This is a genomic window from Chryseobacterium antibioticum (genome assembly GCF_012927325.1).
In the GTDB taxonomy this organism is placed as follows: Bacteria; Bacteroidota; Bacteroidia; order Flavobacteriales; family Weeksellaceae; genus Chryseobacterium; species Chryseobacterium antibioticum.
Genome location: NZ_JABBGI010000017.1, coordinates 34,026 through 50,631, shown reverse-complemented (window position 1 = coordinate 50,631; position 16,606 = coordinate 34,026). Strand labels below are relative to the sequence as shown.

General features: G+C 37.7%; 15 protein-coding genes. 3 read left to right on the top strand and 12 right to left on the bottom strand.

Going from position 1 to position 16,606, the window contains the following annotated elements:
• Nucleotides 1-71: 71 nt before the first annotated feature.
• The 9 genes from HHL23_RS14045 to HHL23_RS14005 form a co-directional block, all read right to left on the bottom strand.
• Complete coding sequence (locus HHL23_RS14045; RefSeq protein ID WP_169235421.1) at nucleotides 72-248, bottom strand: hypothetical protein; 177 nt, start codon at nucleotides 246-248, stop codon at nucleotides 72-74.
• 328 nt (nucleotides 249-576) lie between these two features.
• On the bottom strand, nucleotides 577-762 hold the full coding sequence (locus tag HHL23_RS14040) for a hypothetical protein (protein WP_169235420.1): 186 nt from the start codon (nucleotides 760-762) through the stop codon (nucleotides 577-579).
• 145 nt (nucleotides 763-907) lie between these two features.
• Nucleotides 908-2,149, bottom strand: a complete 1,242-nt coding sequence (locus HHL23_RS14035) for an MFS transporter (RefSeq protein ID WP_169235419.1) — start codon at nucleotides 2,147-2,149, stop codon at nucleotides 908-910.
• A gap of 73 nt (nucleotides 2,150-2,222) precedes the next feature.
• Nucleotides 2,223-3,794, bottom strand: coding sequence for a ribonuclease Y (gene rny, locus HHL23_RS14030; protein ID WP_169235418.1), 1,572 nt, complete (start codon nucleotides 3,792-3,794; stop codon nucleotides 2,223-2,225).
• A gap of 230 nt (nucleotides 3,795-4,024) precedes the next feature.
• The gene (locus HHL23_RS14025) at nucleotides 4,025-4,312 is read right to left on the bottom strand and encodes a cell division protein ZapA (RefSeq protein ID WP_169235417.1); all 288 of its coding nucleotides are present in this window, start codon (nucleotides 4,310-4,312) and stop codon (nucleotides 4,025-4,027) included.
• The gene (locus tag HHL23_RS14020) at nucleotides 4,312-4,614 is read right to left on the bottom strand and encodes a hypothetical protein (protein WP_169235416.1); all 303 of its coding nucleotides are present in this window, start codon (nucleotides 4,612-4,614) and stop codon (nucleotides 4,312-4,314) included. Before HHL23_RS14020 ends, HHL23_RS14025 begins: the two co-directional genes overlap by 1 nt.
• A gap of 141 nt (nucleotides 4,615-4,755) precedes the next feature.
• On the bottom strand, nucleotides 4,756-5,538 hold the full coding sequence (gene porT, locus HHL23_RS14015; RefSeq protein WP_169235415.1) for a type IX secretion/gliding motility protein PorT/SprT: 783 nt from the start codon (nucleotides 5,536-5,538) through the stop codon (nucleotides 4,756-4,758).
• Between the two features lie 3 nt (nucleotides 5,539-5,541).
• Nucleotides 5,542-6,273: a bifunctional demethylmenaquinone methyltransferase/2-methoxy-6-polyprenyl-1,4-benzoquinol methylase UbiE gene (ubiE, locus tag HHL23_RS14010; RefSeq protein ID WP_169235414.1), complete on the bottom strand. Its 732-nt coding sequence runs from the start codon at nucleotides 6,271-6,273 to the stop codon at nucleotides 5,542-5,544.
• Nucleotides 6,274-6,276: 3 nt separating this feature from the next.
• Nucleotides 6,277-6,846, bottom strand: a complete 570-nt coding sequence (locus HHL23_RS14005) for a hypothetical protein (RefSeq protein ID WP_169235413.1) — start codon at nucleotides 6,844-6,846, stop codon at nucleotides 6,277-6,279.
• 101 nt (nucleotides 6,847-6,947) lie between these two features.
• Here HHL23_RS14005 and HHL23_RS14000 point away from each other — a divergent pair, with 101 nt between their 5' ends.
• Together HHL23_RS14000 and HHL23_RS13995 are read left to right on the top strand one after the other, a co-directional pair.
• Nucleotides 6,948-8,015, top strand: a complete 1,068-nt coding sequence (locus HHL23_RS14000; protein WP_169235412.1) for a 3-oxoacyl-ACP synthase III family protein — start codon at nucleotides 6,948-6,950, stop codon at nucleotides 8,013-8,015.
• 71 nt (nucleotides 8,016-8,086) lie between these two features.
• Nucleotides 8,087-9,292 carry a metallophosphoesterase gene (locus tag HHL23_RS13995; protein ID WP_169235411.1) on the top strand — a complete coding sequence of 402 codons (1,206 nt, stop codon included), beginning with the start codon at nucleotides 8,087-8,089 and terminating at the stop codon, nucleotides 9,290-9,292.
• Nucleotides 9,293-9,638: 346 nt separating this feature from the next.
• On the opposite strand, the gene HHL23_RS13990 is transcribed toward HHL23_RS13995, so the two are convergent.
• The 3 genes from HHL23_RS13990 to HHL23_RS13980 all read right to left on the bottom strand — a co-directional run bounded on the left by HHL23_RS13990 (nucleotide 9,639) and on the right by HHL23_RS13980 (nucleotide 14,404).
• On the bottom strand, nucleotides 9,639-10,391 hold the full coding sequence (locus tag HHL23_RS13990) for a polysaccharide deacetylase family protein (RefSeq protein WP_169235410.1): 753 nt from the start codon (nucleotides 10,389-10,391) through the stop codon (nucleotides 9,639-9,641).
• Between the two features lie 84 nt (nucleotides 10,392-10,475).
• The gene (locus tag HHL23_RS13985; protein WP_169235409.1) at nucleotides 10,476-11,441 is read right to left on the bottom strand and encodes an NAD-dependent epimerase/dehydratase family protein; all 966 of its coding nucleotides are present in this window, start codon (nucleotides 11,439-11,441) and stop codon (nucleotides 10,476-10,478) included.
• 107 nt (nucleotides 11,442-11,548) lie between these two features.
• On the bottom strand, nucleotides 11,549-14,404 hold the full coding sequence (locus HHL23_RS13980) for a TonB-dependent receptor plug domain-containing protein (protein WP_169235408.1): 2,856 nt from the start codon (nucleotides 14,402-14,404) through the stop codon (nucleotides 11,549-11,551).
• A gap of 254 nt (nucleotides 14,405-14,658) precedes the next feature.
• Between HHL23_RS13980 and ggt the strand changes: the two genes are divergently transcribed.
• Nucleotides 14,659-16,347, top strand: a complete 1,689-nt coding sequence (gene ggt / locus HHL23_RS13975) for a gamma-glutamyltransferase (protein ID WP_169235407.1) — start codon at nucleotides 14,659-14,661, stop codon at nucleotides 16,345-16,347.
• Nucleotides 16,348-16,606: the final 259 nt, after the last annotated feature.

Genomic DNA, 16,606 nt, shown 5'->3' with positions numbered 1-16,606 from the left:
AACCTTTTGGAAGGTCCAAAAGGCTTTTGCGTATTAAATGTGGAAATGTTTATTTCTGACTGAATGGTCTTTTATACAGACTGATCACAAGTGTATACCTGTGGGCAACCAATATACTGTACACAGTACCAAGGCCCCGTAACGGCACCTGAGCAGCTGCATCCGCATTTAGATAAATCGACTGGTCCGCTTATCCCTCCTACGATGTTCTTTAAGTCTCCTTTTTTTAATTTTTTAGCATTTTTCATAATGGTGATTTGATATAGTTTTAAGATTAAACAATAAAGTTCAGTTACTTTTCAAAGTTAAACAAATATTAATTATTCGCAACATAATTAATTAAAATTTTAAAAATACCTTAATTTCATTAAGATTATCACCCCAATAAAGGGATATCAACCGGAAATATTTATTAAACAGCTTTTATTTTTTGCTCTTTTAAACTGCTATAACCATCCAAAAGAATGACACCAGATTTTTTTTTGAAGGAGGTTCTGAAATGTTTCCAGGACTCTTAAGCTTTAATAAAAAGAAAACCTTTCAATGACTCGAAAGGTTTTACTAAAATGTTTTTCATTAACAGGTTATTACCTGCAGACATTTTTTATATTTTACACAATATGACGGGCCAGTCACTGCTCCTGTACAGCTACAGCCACATTTTGAAAGATCTGGGGTGACTACTCCTCCAACTCCTCCAATAATGTTTTTAAGGTCATCTTTTTTTAACTTTTTTGCTCTTTTTAAAATTTCCTGTGACATGATGTTTTGATTTTAATTAAACAATAGAATTAACTTCCTTTACTTTCAAAAGTAAACAATTAATGATTATTTAAAGCATAACAAAACGTTAATTTATTCATTTACTTGCACTTAAAAAGACATCAATTCCTATCAAACCGCTGTATTACTCAGTAAACTCCAGATCTTTATCATGTGTTTCGGAAATGGTAAGTGATGAGTAAAAGGCAAGCCCAAACACAACAATACCTACAATGGCTGCACTGATGATTACTGTGAAATTATTTTTCAAAAGATCAAAGGCCAGAATCATTACCGGTACAAGCCCTCTTACCATATTGGGAACGGTAGTCGTGGCTGTATTTCTGATATTAGTCCCGAACTGTTCGGCTGCAAGGGTCACAAACATCGCCCAATACCCTGTCCCTAATCCCAGCCAGACACAGAACATATAATATTTCGTTTCTGTATTGGTATTTCCAAACAGCATGACGGCCACGCCGATTATTGTGAAAAGCAGCATATAAAAAATAGCCATTTTACGGGATTTCAACGCGTGAGAGATAAAACCACTCATCAGGTCACCTACAGAGATGCCTACGTAGGCCCACATAATTGCTTTTCCGGGATTGATATCCTTTATTCCTAATTCAGGGGCAAATTGATTCGCTAAAACGGCCAGAATCCCTATACAATACCATGTAGGTAATCCGACTGCGATGCATTTCAGATATCTGGTCAGGCGTTCTTTATGGGTAAAAAAGGAGAGAAAATTTCCTTTGGAGACACTTTTATGGACTATATTTTTATAAATCCCTGATTCGGATACGCTTATCCTTAGCAACAGAAGCATGACACCCATAATTCCTCCGATAATATAAGAGATATTCCATCCGCCCGCCAATTCTACGGTTAATTGAGCTACTACAGCACCCATTAAACCAAAACCGGCTACAACAGACGTTCCTATCGCCCTCAGACTCTTCGGCAGGCTTTCAGAAACGAGGGTAATTCCTGCTCCAAGCTCTCCGGCCAGTCCTATTCCGGCGATGAACCTTAAACCAGCATATTGATACAACAGATGTTCTTTTGGGAAATAAGGTAAGAATCCGCACGCTAAATTAGCTAAGGAATAGACTAAAATGGAACCGAAAAGTACAGACAGTCTTCCTTTTTTGTCTCCAAAGATTCCCCAAAAGATTCCTCCGATAAGAAGTCCCACCATCTGGCAGTTCAGGATAAAGGTTCCATCGGCGTCGGGGTTTAGACCTAAAGCTTTCAAACTGGGGATTCTTACGATACCGAATAAAAGCAGATCATAGATATCTACAAAATAGCCCAGGGCAGAAATGATAACGGGGATTGAAAAGATGTACTTCAGTTTTGAAGACAAAGACAGTTCTTGCATTTTTAAGTTTTGATAAAAATAAAAAACCTTTCAATTTCTTGAAAGGTTTTTATACAATATCTTTATCCTGTTATTATCTTGCAATATTCACAGCTCTTGTTTCTCTGATAACCGTTACTTTTACCTGTCCCGGATACGTCAGTTCATTCTGAATTTTTTCAGAGATGTCATAAGATAGCTGGTTTGCTACTTCATCATTTACCTTTCCACTTTCTACCATTACTCTCAGTTCTCTACCTGCCTGAATCGCATAAGCGCTTGATACGCCATCGAAACTTAATGCTGCAGCTTCAAGATCCTTCAGTCTCTGGATATAAGATTCAAGTACCTGTCTTCTTGCTCCCGGTCTTGCTCCTGAGATTGCATCGGCAACCTGGATGATCGGTGATAATAATGACTTCATTTCAATTTCGTCGTGGTGAGCTCCGATTGCATTAACAACTTCTGCGTTTTCACCATATTTTTCAGCCCACTGCATTCCCAGTAAAGCGTGAGGAAGTTCAGATTCCTGCTCAGGAACTTTACCGATATCGTGTAACAGACCTGCTCTTTTCGCTAATTTTACGTTTAATCCCAGTTCAGCAGCCATTGTTGCAGCAATATTCGCTACTTCTCTTGAGTGCTGTAATAGGTTTTGTCCGTAAGAAGAACGGTATTTCATTCTTCCTACAATCTTGATCAGTTCCGGGTGCAATCCGTGGATTCCTAAATCAATGATCGTTCTTTTACCTACTTCAATGATCTCTTCTTCGATCTGTTTTTTTGTTTTTTCTACAACTTCTTCGATTCTTGCCGGGTGGATTCTTCCGTCCGTTACCAATCTGTGAAGGGATAATCTTGCAATCTCTCTTCTTACCGGATCAAAACATGAAAGAAGGATAGCTTCCGGAGTATCATCAACGATAATCTCTACTCCTGTCATCGCTTCTAAAGCACGGATATTTCTACCTTCTCTACCAATGATTCTTCCTTTTACTTCGTCAGATTCAATGTTGAAAACAGATACTGAGTTTTCGATAGCCTGCTCTGTTCCAATTCTCTGAATCGTCTGAACAACAATTTTTCTGGCTTCGTTCTTAGCATTCAACTGTGCTTCTTCCATAATGCTCTGAACGTGTGCCTGAGCTCTTGTTTTAGCTTCTGCTTTCATGGTTTCTACCAATTCTGCTTTAGCTTCCTCTGCGGTGTAATTGGCGATTTTCTCCAAAATCTCCACTTTTTTAGAAGTTGCCACATCAAGTTCCTGCTGTTTTCTATCTAAGATTTCATTTTTCTTAGCGTAATCTGCAATCTGCTTGTCAAGATCCTTTTCAAGTTTTCCTGTCTTGCTAAGCTCATCATTAAGCTTGTGTTCTTTGTCTTTGGTTCTTTTCTCTACCTCCTGCATTTTTCTCTCACGGGATTGAATATCCGCATCATGCTGAGATTTTAGTTCCAAAAATTTTTCTTTGGCCTGTAGGTTCTTTTCTTTCTTTATGGATTCAGCTTGAACATTTGCTTTTTCTATAAGGTTTTCGGCATTTTTCTTTGCATCATCTATAATAAATTTGCCCTTGGTGTTGAGTGAGCTTTTAGAAAAAAGAATTCCTATCACCGCACCAATTACAAGGCAAACCACGCCGACTATAATGGCTGTTATTGTCATAATATATATTGAGTTTTAATTGTCTTACACTTATTTAAATAAAAAAAACCTACAATAATCCAGTGATATAGAGTAAACTCCTAATCAACACGATTTGAACTGATTTCCACTGTCTGTAATCCGGGAGACCCGGCTCGCCATTCAGAGGACATTTGCTCGGTAATTGTTTAGCGTTGAGTTTACCTTTAATGTGTTAGAATTATTGTAGGCAGTCTGATGGGAAAAAAAATCTATTTCCCAATTTCATTCAACGTCTGATTAATCTTCACTAATCTTTCGTTGGTAGAATTTATATTTTTTTCGTAGTTGAGAGAAACTACTTCAGCATTGGTTCCTAGTTTCAGGGCACACATTGCTAAAGCATCTTGCTTATCTCTTACATCGAAGTTCTGTTCAAAATCTTTAATCATATTTTCGATCTGCTTTCCTACTTTACGCAAAGTTTCCTCCTCTGCGGCCGGTACGTTCAGCGGATATACCCTTCCTGCAATGTTTATGGTTATTCTTCTTACATCCATTATAATCCACTGTTTTGAAGCTGTGCAATACAGAAATCAATTTCTTTTACCAATCGGTTGATATGGTTTTTCATTAATCTGTTGTGTTCAGGATTTCCTGATATTGCTGAATAAAGTTTTATATTTTTCTGTTCTTCTGCTAATACCTGATTTCTTCTTCTTTCCTCATCGTATTTCGTTTTCAGTTCTTCATGCTCACTATTTAATTCTGATAACCTTTCAGTAAGACTTTTATAATTCTTTTGTAAAATCAAAATCTTTTTTTCTAATTCTGAAAAATTGTTTTCTAAATCTTGAAGCATTTCAGGTTTTCTATATTCTAACTAATAGCAAAAGTAAAAAAATAATAACAGTAACAAAAATAAAAGTCTCTATATTTTGATCAGTCATGAAAAAAGGAGATGCATAAGCACCTCCTTTTGTATTTTTTCTGCAATATTTTGTTATTCAAATTTCAAAACAAACATTACGGCTCTTGTCTGAAGGGTAGACATTGCTGTTGCCCAATATGGAGGAGTATTGGCATTATCTGCTACTTTCTCGTTGTTCATAAAGAATGTTCCTCTTACCGCCGGAGTCAGTTTGAATTTATTGAAATAAAACTGGATCCCCAATTCAGCCGACCATGCAAAGTTGTGCGTAGTAGATCTGAAAACCTGCTGCATGTTATCATCTTCAGAATCTGAATTAGACTGAAGGTTAACGATGTAGTTCACCCCTGCTGCAATGTAAGGTCTGGAGTTGTACCATCTCTGGCCGTGAAGTTCCAGTAATACCGGAACGTCTACCAATGTAGATTTAATCTCTCTTACTTTGTCTTTTTCCGTTAAAGGAATTGGAAGGAAAGGCGGATTCGTCAATGTTCCAGCAGCGTACTGGTCATTAGACTGGGTATTAAAAGTCAACTGCCTTTGAGCAAATTGCAAGCCTGGCTCCAATCTTAAATCCAGATAGTCATTCAGTCTCCATTTGGTGATCAATCCGGCCCCGAAGCTGTAGCTTTCTTTAGATTTAACAAGATTCTGATTACCTTCCGCACCATATCTTGGATGAAGGACGATACGGTAGTCTAGCCTGTTTCCGTTCAAATAAAACCCCCAACTGAACTTCTGCTCGTCAAAGTCTTCCAACTTATCCATTCTGTTTCGGGTTCTGAATTGTGCATCTGCAAAAACTGCAATATTAACTGAGGCTAAAACCAGTGCTCTTAATAAAAATTTATTCATAGGTTACTTTGTTGCTTTATAAATTGTGGCTATACCTAAACTTAGCTTTTTATATTCTACTTTCTTAAATCCTGTATCTAAAAGAATTTGCTTCATCTTTTCCCCGAAAGGAAAAGCATTTACAGAATCCGGAAGGTATGTATACGCCCTATTATCTTTGGAAACCAGTCTGCCAATGGCAGGTAATATGTTTCTGAAATAAAACATATAAAATGGACCTAAGAACCCCTCAACCTTTGAAAACTCCAGTATATAAACACTCTTGTTATCTTTAACTACTCTTCTTAATTCTGCCAAACCTTTGGGAAGGTTTTCAAAATTCCTTACTCCAAATGCAACGGAAACAGCATCGAATCTATTGTCCTCGAAAGGTAAATTTTCTGCATCCCCTTTTTGCATGGAAATTTTGCCGTCTAATTTAAGTTTTTTTATTTTAATAACGCCAACATTCAGCATTTGTTGTGATAAATCTAAACCAATTACTTTTGCATCGGTTCCTTTTTCAATCGTGATTGCTAAATCTCCCGTTCCTGTAGCGACATCCAGCACTTCCTGCGGATTGTCTTTTTTCATCATTTTCACCAATGTATTTCTCCATAAAACATCAATTTTCATAGATAAAACATGATTCAGAAGGTCATACTTCGGTGCAATATTGTCGAACATATCCTCTACCTGGCTCTTCTTGGTAGCCTCGGAATTGTAGGGAGTAACTTTGGTAATATCTTTTGTCAAAACTTAAAACTTGTAATATTCTTTGTAATAATTTAGGAAATCCTGCTTTCTGAAGATCTTTGATCTTGATTCTACCTGCTGAATGTTTTTGATCACTTTGTCGTAATCTTCATCTACATTGTAATAAAAATCCTCAGTATAAAGCTTGTTGAAGCGTTTTGCGCCTCCAAAATAATCTTTTCCGTCAATTGTGATTTTGTCTAGGGCCAAAAGTAATGAATCTTTTTTAAGATTGTACCCATAATATTGATCATTAATATAATAATCCTGATGAGCGATATTGATCAGCCCGCGAATCTTATTGACTTCAAAGGCAGAATCATAGAGCATTTTTTTATTCTGGTCGAAAACCTTGATAGAGTTTTTCCCCCTTTTTATATCCACATGAACATACTGCCCGGCTGAAATAATTCCTTCAGAACCGTTATTGATCTTAAAATAATAGGTATTGGGTGTAGGGTTGTCTACTACAAAATAATTTTTCTTGGCTAAAAAAAAGAAGTAGACTCCAAAGGCAACGATAAACACCACAGCTGCAATAAGTAAGCCTTTTAAGGACGAGTTGTTTTTCATACGACTGTAAAGTACAATTTTTGCAAATTTAATAATATTTTTAATTCTTTGTTATTAATATTAATTATTAACTTTGCATCTCTAAAAAATCATTTAAACGAATGCCGAATACGATCATTATTGGTTCCGGATCCTATATTCCTAACAGAGTTATTGGTAGAGACTATTTCATGGATTCTGAGTTCTACACTGAAGACGGAGTTAAGATTGAAAAACCTGCAGAAGAAACCATTGCGAAGTTTGTAGAAATCACAGAAATAGAAAACAGAAGGTTTATAGAAGACGATCTTTCCAATTCACAGATCGGGTTTGAAGCTGCGAAAGCAGCTCTTGAGGATGCAAAAGTAGACGGCGAGGAACTTGACTATATTATTTACGCAAGCAACTTTGGAGAAGTTACTGTAGACGGATATGTGAATTTCATGCCTAATATGGCGGCAAGAGTAAAAAATAAGCTAGGCATTAAGAACAGAAAATGTATTACTTATGATATGATCTTCGGGTGTCCGGGATGGGTGGAAGCCATGATTCTTGCAGACAACCTGATTAAGGCAAAAGCTGCAAAAACCATTCTTGTGGTAGGTGCAGAAACCTTAAGCCGTGTTACCGATCCGCATGACAGAAACAGAATGATCTTTGCAGACGGCGCCGGTGCAGTTGTTGTACAGGCTACAGATCAGGAAAACGTAGGTATCATTGCCCACAACACGATCTGCGACAACGGTCCTGAATTATGCTATCTGGAAAATGCTCCTTCTATCAATGAGAATGTAGACCAGAGACGCCTTTACGTAAGAATGCAGGGAAGAAAAATTTATGAATACGCACTTAAAAATGTTCCTTCAGCCATCAAGGAAACCATTGAAGATGCGGAACTTTCTATTGAAGACATTGACAAGATCCTGATCCACCAGGCCAATGCAAAAATGGATTATGCTATGATCGAAAGACTTCACAAACTTTATGATGTGAAAGATTACGACCATGCCATCTCTCCTATGACGATCCAGAATCTTGGAAATACATCTGTAGCAACTATTCCTACTATGTATGATTTAATAATTAAAGGAAAAATGGAAGGTCAAACGTTTAAAGATAAAGGTAACATTGTGATGACTTCGGTAGGTGCCGGAATGAACATCAATGCTATCGTGTACAGATTTCCTTAAAATTATTTTAATTAACAAAAAAAATATAAAGCACAGGGAAACATATTCTTTGTGCTTTTTTAGATTTTATTATGCAGAGAAATTTTTTAATCATTGCCGTCATCTTTCTGTTCCTGGAAGTCTATATCTATCAGGCTATAAGAACATTAACTGATAATTTCTGGGTAAGGCTAGGATACTGGATCGTGTCTTTAGCAGTTTACGGACTTTTCGCATATGAAATAGCTCACTTTCAAAGAACAGACCGAAGTTCAATGAGAGTCCAGATTGCCATTTCGCTATTTCTGATCTTCATTATGCCTAAAGTTTTCGTGGTCCTGTTTTTATTAATCGATGACATTTTCAGAACAGGAGGATATCTGATAGGATTAACGCAACCGAAAGAAAACTTTTTCCCTGAGAGAAGAAAATTCCTGAGTATCGTAGGATTAGGCCTTGGGGGAGTTCTTTCCGCCCTTTTCATTGATGGAATTACATTCGGAAAATACAGGCATACCGTAAGAAGAATAAAAGTAAAGATTCCAGGTCTTTCGAAAAGTTTTCAAGGATATAAAGTGATCCAGATTTCTGATGTCCACAGCGGTAGTTTTTCAGATCCGGGCAAGCTTCAGCACGCCATTGATCTGATTAATGAGCAAGATCCTGACCTTGTTCTTTTCACGGGAGATATGGTGAATAATATCTCAGATGAATTTAAGCCTTTCATTCCCTTATTTTCAAAAATAAAGGCGAAAGACGGCAAGCTGGCAGTCCTGGGAAACCACGATTATGGAGATTATGTAACATGGACCTCTCCTGATGCCAAAAAGAAGAACCTTGAAACGCTTATCGAATATGAAAGACAGGCCGGTTTTGATATGCTGAGAAACGAAAACAGAGTAATCGAAAGAAATGGAGACCAATTATACATCCTTGGTGTTGAAAACTGGGGGCTGAAACCATTTCCTCAATTCGGAAAAATTGATGATGCTTTAAAAGGCGTTCCGGAATCCGCTCCTAAGATTCTACTGAGCCATGACCCTACCCATTTCGATTATGTGGTCAAAAAACACCCTGGAAACATCCACCTGACGCTTTCAGGACACACTCACGGGATGCAATTTGGTTTAGATCTTAAAAATATAAAATGGTCTCCGGTACAGTACCGCTATCCAAAATGGGCTGATCTTTATGAAAGTGAGGGGAAAATGCTGTATGTCAACAGAGGTTTTGGAGTTCTGGGCTATCCGGGAAGAGTGGGAGTACTGCCAGAAATCACACTGTTTGAGTTGAGTTAGGTGCGAGTTTGGGGGTAAGATGGTTTGAGAGTAAATGAGTTAAAAGAATGGTTAATTAGTAGTTGCTAGCCAAAAATAATGTTGCCGGTTACGTTACTAATAGCCGGTAATTAAAACAAATAATTAGGCATCTGACATCTTGATTCTTGATTCTTGATTCTTGATTCTTGATTCTTGATTCTTGATTCTTGATTCTTGGCTCTTGGTTCTTTAAAAATTCATCATTCACTGTGAAGCAAAATTCACTATTGACATCATAATCCGTGTTAAGTCCAAATCAAAAGACCTCATTTTCAAACGGCGTCGCAATAACCTGCTACCCATCATCTAAAACCTGCAACCTTCTTTAAAATATATAATCCTTCATACGCGAAGTAGCCATATCATTCTCATTAATCCAGGTAAGGAGGGCTTCTAATTTGTCCTCCATTTTTTTGCCCGAAAATAAGCTTCTGTAATAGGGAACATCAAACTTGTATTTTTTGAAATCCGTGAACTGCCAGGAATTAAGATAAATCAAAACAAAGTCATCATTCTTGAGAGTCTCGAAAACCATACTCTGATAATATTTCATGGGCAGGATCTGAAACACAAAATCGTTATATGGCAGCTGGCTGTATGGGGAGATACTTTCAGGCACAATACTCAATCCATCTTCTTCATTGATCTCCGTATCTCTTTTCAGTCTTTTGAACGGAAAAAGGATATCCGCATTATCGATGTTGGAAACGTAATTGAACTCCAACGATTTTAAATTTTCCTGAGGCAGTTTAAAATCTTTCTGTCTGATTCCTCTGACCTGTTTTTCCAAAAGATCCTGAATGTTCTTTTTTACTTCTTCAATTTCCTGAAGATTTGAACCTGCATTATAAAAAGCAATTTCATGCCCTTTGGATGAAATTGCTTTTATTAAATTCTGCAGTTTTTCTGCAACAGAAATCTCTACAAAAAAACTTGCTTTTATATCATGGATATCTAAAATCCGAAGAATTGCTTTCGTATTGTCTTCGGTGACTTTCAGTCTTTCTTCATCAGAAATCTGGATGCTGTTTTTGGCTTCAGCCACAATATTCAGGATGTTAAAAGTCAATAAAATCATTTAAATTAAATTTTAGATAAAAGTTATAATTAATTAAAAATCAGATGTTAAAATAAAACATATTTAAACTTTAACTTTAAGTAATTAATTTTTATTCAATTTCACTTTAAGATTCTTGATCATGTCCTTCGACATTTCAGAAATTCCGAAATCATACGTCAGTCCCCAGTCTTTTTTCGCTACCGAATCATCAATTGAAGCTGGCCATGAATCTGCAATTGCCTGTCTGAAATCCGGTTGATAATCGATCGAGAATTCCGGAATTTCTTTCTTGATTTCTTCAGCCAATTCTTTCGGAGTAAATGACATTCCTCCTAAATTATAAGACGAACGAACCGTAAGACTTTCTTTTGGAGCTTCCATTAATTTCAATGTTGCATTGATTGCATCATCCATATAAAGCATAGGCATTCCCGTATCTTCAGAAATGAAACTTGTATATTTCCCCTCCCCTATCGCTTCATAAAAAATCTCAACGGCATAATCTGTAGTACCTCCTCCTGCTGGAGTCTTCCATGAAATAAGTCCGGGATATCTGATACTTCTTACATCTACTCCGTATTTATCGAAATAATATTCACACCACTTTTCTCCAGCCATTTTAGAAATTCCATATACCGTGGTAGGATTTAAAACGACATCCTGTGCTACATTCTGTTTTGGAATTCCTTTCCCAAATACAGCAATTGAACTTGGCCAGAAGATCTTTTTTAGAAGTCCTTCCTTCGCCATTTCGCAAAAATGAAGGAGAGGCTCAAGATTAAGCTTCCATGCGAAAATAGGCTGCTTTTCTGAAGTCCCCGATAAAAGGGATGCCAGGTGATACACTGTTGTGATCTCATAATCTTTGACGACCTGTCTTACCAGCTGAGTGTTGGTAACATCCATTCTTTCATAATGTCCTGCGGCAGTAATTCCTTTCTGCCATCTGTCCAATCCTGATGCTACTACATTATCCGCTCCGTGAATTTCAACCAGTCTGTTCGTCAATTCGGTGCCGATCTGTCCCAGAGCACCTGTAATCAATATTCTTTCCGTATAGGATTCCATTTTTAGATATTTTTTTTAGAGTTGTACAAAAGTAAAAAAATCAAGTCAACCAAAATAAAAAAGGTATGCAAAAACATACCTTTTTCATAATACCTTAAAAGAAATCACTAAAAGCTCAGATTCACCCTGGCAAAAAGAAATCTCCCATTCATTCCAAACTGCGATGTATTTCTGGAATAAATGAATTGATTTTGATTGGTAAGGTCTATAGGAGCAGCATTAGCAACGTAAACCAGATTGCCGGAACTATCCAAAGCAGGTGTTTTCACTATAGTAGGTCCGTAATTTTTATCCGGATAAATATCAAACAAGTTATTGGCTCCGATAGTCAGTCTAAAACTATTACTGAATTTGTAGCCTACCGATAGATCGGTAATCACCTTCCCGCCCCAAACAGGATGTTCAGTAGCAACCGCCTGCCCGTTAATGATCTCACCACTCACAATACCATCTCCATTCGCATCCATTGTATTCGGATCTGTAACTTTCCCAAAATACACATTCCTCACAAGCACATTAAATTTATTAATTTCCAAAGCATTATTAAGAGACGCTTTAAATCTCGGAACAGCTTCTTCAAGATAGATTCTGCTCAATTCTGAGTAATAACGGTTGACCTGCCCCGCTTTAATTAAAGCATCAGAACCATGAATCTCTCCTACCCTGTTGGTTTTAGATACCGTCACCGCCAAATCTGAATTTAAGGAAAACTTCTCAGAAAACTTACCCTTGTGGGAAATCACCCCCTCAAGTCCTTTGGTCTGGGTATCAATAGCATTGGCAAAAAATGTTGCTGCATTGGCATTGGCCTGATCAAAAAGATTCTGTAGATTTTTTTCCGGGCTTCCGTCAGCATAGGTTCCGGCCGGTCTTGAGAACTGATCGGTAAGAACCACCCTGTTTTTGATCTTAATATAATAACCGTCAACCGTAAAAGTAAGATTAGCTTTTGGAATTTTTGCAGTAAAACCAGCAGAATAACTTGTTGACTCTTCCTGTTTCAACTGCGGAATACCTAGGAGCCTAGCTGCTTCTGAATCATTTGAAAATGTCCCTACCTCAAATGCTGTACCTCCTACAAACTGGGTGGCAGTAGCATTGAAATAAATCTGCTGTAAGGATGGAGCTCTGAATCCTGTAGAGTGAGCAGCTCTCAAATTGATCTGATCCGTCAGCTTATAACGTGTTGCAATCTTATAATTGAATGTAGATCCAAAATCTGAATAGTTTTCATACCGCAAAGCAGCACTCAAAAGCCACTTGTCTGTAACATCCAGTTCAGTATCCACATAAGCAGCTACAGAATTTCTTCCTTTATTTAAAGCATTTTCAGGTCTAAAACCAGGAAACACCTGTGATCCGCCAGGTCTTGTAGCTCCTAAAAAATCAGTTGGTTTCAAAGAAACATCAGTTGACAGCGTCTGAATCTTTCCATTGATATCATAAAGCGCCCATGACGCTTCTTCTCCATTTTTTATTTTATACCGCTCAAATCTTGCTTCACCTCCAAAAGCTACATTAAAGCCTTTCAGCCAGTCAATCTTTGTATCGAAATCTGCATTAATTGTATTTTGCATAAAGCTCAATCCCCCTGCATCAAATTCCGTTTTACCGGGATACGGCATGGATGCGTTAGCTGTGTTTTTAATGGTATAATCAAAAGTATTCTGCCCAAAAGTATTACTGATGTCATAGTTTACATTTCCTAATTTTCCTTTAAATCCACCGGCAAAAGAAAGATCAATAACATCAGAGGCTATTTCCGGTAAGAAACCGTTCGGATATAAGGCCGTAGAAGTTCTGTTTTGATTCGGTCTCCTGAAAAAACCAGCTGCATTACCGTCTCTGTAAGAAATTCCTCCAAAAGCATATCCCTTCACAGATGATGAAAGATCAAATTCAGAATTCATAAAAAACTGACCAGACGTCAATTTTGACTGCCCAACCCGCATATTAAAATCTTCCCTTATTAATTTTCTATAGGCCAATTCATTTTCAGTCACATCCCTTTTCAATAAATTTTGCAGCTGTGGAATAGTGCTAGCCGCCATAATATCTGCCTGCTGCTGAGCTGTAAAATAACCCACGGACGGAGCATACTGATGAATGTAATCTATGATTTGTTGCTTATTCGGAGTATTGGCAATGTTTCCAAAAAGGGAAGAAAGATTCACTCCGTTCTCAAGAGCCCTCTGTTCAATCGCATTATAGGCATTAAAAATATCCCCGCTTGCCACACCTGCTCTTCTGGTATCATCTCTGCTTAATAAACTTGCAGTGAAATTAACGAATCCGTTTGTCCCGATTTTAGTACCATAATTAAGATCTACCTGATATTTTCCACCGTCCCATCCTCCATGATGATCATTGGCTCCTTTTGAATTAAAAGCTCCTGCTGTAATAGCAGCCGTAAAAGCATTGGTGTTTTTCTTCATAATGACATTGATAACTCCTGCAATAGCATCAGAACCATATTGCGCAGAAGCTCCATCCCTTAATACTTCCAGCCTTTCAATGGCAAATGCGGGAATAGCATTGAGATCGGTCCCTACCGAGCCTCTGCCTGGCGAACCGTTAATATTAACCAAAGAAGAGGTATGTCTCCTTTTTCCGTTGAGAAGGACCAATACCTGATCAGGTCCGAGTCCTCTTAACTGGGCAGGATCCACATGATCTGTTCCATCTGCAACGGTTGTTGAATTAGAGGTAAAAGAAGGCGCTGCATAATTCAAAATTTGATTAAGATCCATCTGGGGACTTAAAACTGCCTGGGAACCAATATTAATAACATCTACCGGCACGGGAGTATCGGTAGCAACCCTGGCTTTATTTCTTGAACCAATGGTAATCTTTACCTCATCTACCTGGTTGGTCTTTATTGAATCCTTAGTTTGCGCATTGGCATTTGCTGAAATAAAAAACAATACTCCAAGCAAAGCAATTTTCTGGTAATTTTTATTCATAGGTATTTTTTTTCAAAAGTAGAAATTCATTGGATTAAAATTACATTAAAATCAACTAAATACCAATTCGACTGAAAAAGAATTAAAAAATTAGCAATATTTATCATTAAAAATTCAAAACAATTCATTTTTTACATACTAAACACATAATTTAATGAATAATTTACTTTTTAATAATTAGTATAGTCATAAACTCCTGTCAAAGGCGGTCAGTTTCTTTAGAAATTATCTACTTTTGTCTTAAACATAATCTTATGAAGAGAGTATTTCTGGCTGCCATACTTATGGCATTTAATTTTTCGCCTGCACAGTTTACAGGTTTCAATATTATAAAAGAAGTAAAAGTAAAGAATAAAGGGGTGGTAGTCTCTGCCCATCCACTGGCAAGTGAGGCCGGAACACAGATCATGAAGATGGGCGGGAATGCCTATGATGCTGTTGTAGCGACACAATATGCCCTTGCCGTGGTTTATCCTCAAGCTGGAAATATCGGAGGAGGAGGCTTTTTGGTAGGGGTGAAAAATAATGGTGAAAAATTTACACTGGATTATAGAGAAACAGCTCCTAAAAAAGCGTCCAAGAATATGTACGTTGATAAAAACGGAAAGGCGAATACAGATCTTTCCCAATATGGAAGACTGGCTGTAGGCATACCGGGAAGTATCTCAGGTTTTTTTGCGACTTTAAAACACTGTAAACTCCCGATGGACAAAATCATTCAGCCAGCGATTGATCTGGCGGAAAAAGGATTTGCCATCACAGAAATGGAGGCCGATATGCTAAATACACATAAAGAAAAATTCCTCAAAAATAATACCTCTTCCATCGCCTTTGTAAAAGATACGCCCTGGAAATCCGGTGATATTTTGGTACAGAAAGAACTGGCTGCAACGCTGAGATTAATTCAGAAACAGGGTGAAAAAGGTTTCTATGCAGGAAAAACAGCTGATCTCATGGTTTCTGAAATGAAAAAAGGGAACGGAATCATTACTCTGGATGACCTTAAAAACTATAAGACTGCGGAAAGAAAACCTCTGGAATTTGATTATAAAGGAAGCCGTGTGGTTACCATGCCCCTTCCGTCAAGCGGCGGTGTATTACTTGCCCAAATGCTGACAATGGCCGGCTATGAAAATCTTGAAAAATATCAACAAAACTCAACGGAGGCTGTGCAGATCATGACTGAGGCCGAAAGGAGAGCTTTTGCCGACAGAGCGGAATACATGGGCGACCCTGATTTTATTGAAGATAAAACAGCTTACCTTACCTCTGATGCCTATTTAAAAAACAGATGGAAAAGCTTCAGCTTCAGCAAAGCAACCCCAAGCTCAGAAGTTGGAAAAATCATTACCCAACCGAGTGAATCTACGCAGACCACTCATATTTCTGTGATAGATAAAGACGGTAATACAGCTTCTGTTACCACTACCCTAAACGGATATTACGGAAGCAAAGTCGTGGTTTCGGGAGCTGGATTCTTTTTAAATAACGAAATGGACGATTTCTCCATCAAGCCGGGAGTTCCCAATATGTTTGGAGCTGTAGGCGGAGAAGCCAACTCGATACAACCGAACAAAAGAATGCTTTCGTCGATGACGCCTACTATTTTGCTGAAAAATGGAAAACCTTATATGGTGGTAGGAACTCCGGGAGGGACTACCATTCCAACCTCGGTTTACCAATCTATTGTGAATGTGGTAGATTTTAAACTGAATGCCAATATCTCCGTTAATGCACCGAAATTTCACCACCAGTGGCTTCCGGAAAAAATCACGGTAGAAAATAATTTCCCTGAAAGCACAATCACAGCACTTAAAAGCAAAAACTACGCGATCGAAAAAATAAAGTACATCGGGAAAACAGAACTTATTCTTATGGATGACAACGGCACTATTCATGCGGTGGCAGATGGTCGTGGAGACGATTCTGTTGCTGTAGAATAATATAATTTTGGATAGGAAGATGGAGGAATGAAGATAGAAGCACTGAAAGATATTAAACTTCTTAATATCATACAATTGAATATGATTACATATTTGAAACTCTTCAGAGCCTCTATCTTCCATCTTATTTCCCAACATTTCGCAAGACCTATCCAATCACAAGGCTAAAATAGAAATACAAAAACTTCCAGAACCTCCATTTCCCAACGTCCTTACTTCTATCCTGTACTTTCATCATTAATTTAACTGACTTTCGTCA

Bases quoted from the DNA above. Each gene is read 5' to 3' on its own strand.
- porT (WP_169235415.1), bottom strand. From the start codon at position 5,538: ATGAATAAATTTTTATTAAGAGCACTGGTTTTAGCCTCAGTTAATATT.
- HHL23_RS14025 (WP_169235417.1), bottom strand. From the start codon at position 4,312: ATGGATGTAAGAAGAATAACCATAAACATTGCAGGAAGGGTATATCCG.
- HHL23_RS13990 (WP_169235410.1), bottom strand. From the start codon at position 10,391: ATGATTTTATTGACTTTTAACATCCTGAATATTGTGGCTGAAGCCAAA.
- HHL23_RS14045 (WP_169235421.1), bottom strand. From the start codon at position 248: ATGAAAAATGCTAAAAAATTAAAAAAAGGAGACTTAAAGAACATCGTA.
- HHL23_RS14020 (WP_169235416.1), bottom strand. From the start codon at position 4,614: ATGCTTCAAGATTTAGAAAACAATTTTTCAGAATTAGAAAAAAAGATT.
- HHL23_RS13980 (WP_169235408.1), bottom strand. From the start codon at position 14,404: ATGAATAAAAATTACCAGAAAATTGCTTTGCTTGGAGTATTGTTTTTT.
- HHL23_RS14000 (WP_169235412.1), top strand. From the start codon at position 6,948: ATGCCGAATACGATCATTATTGGTTCCGGATCCTATATTCCTAACAGA.
- ggt (WP_169235407.1), top strand. From the start codon at position 14,659: ATGAAGAGAGTATTTCTGGCTGCCATACTTATGGCATTTAATTTTTCG.
- rny (WP_169235418.1), bottom strand. From the start codon at position 3,794: ATGACAATAACAGCCATTATAGTCGGCGTGGTTTGCCTTGTAATTGGT.
- HHL23_RS14005 (WP_169235413.1), bottom strand. From the start codon at position 6,846: ATGAAAAACAACTCGTCCTTAAAAGGCTTACTTATTGCAGCTGTGGTG.
- HHL23_RS14040 (WP_169235420.1), bottom strand. From the start codon at position 762: ATGTCACAGGAAATTTTAAAAAGAGCAAAAAAGTTAAAAAAAGATGAC.
- HHL23_RS13995 (WP_169235411.1), top strand. From the start codon at position 8,087: ATGCAGAGAAATTTTTTAATCATTGCCGTCATCTTTCTGTTCCTGGAA.
- HHL23_RS13985 (WP_169235409.1), bottom strand. From the start codon at position 11,441: ATGGAATCCTATACGGAAAGAATATTGATTACAGGTGCTCTGGGACAG.
- HHL23_RS14035 (WP_169235419.1), bottom strand. From the start codon at position 2,149: ATGCAAGAACTGTCTTTGTCTTCAAAACTGAAGTACATCTTTTCAATC.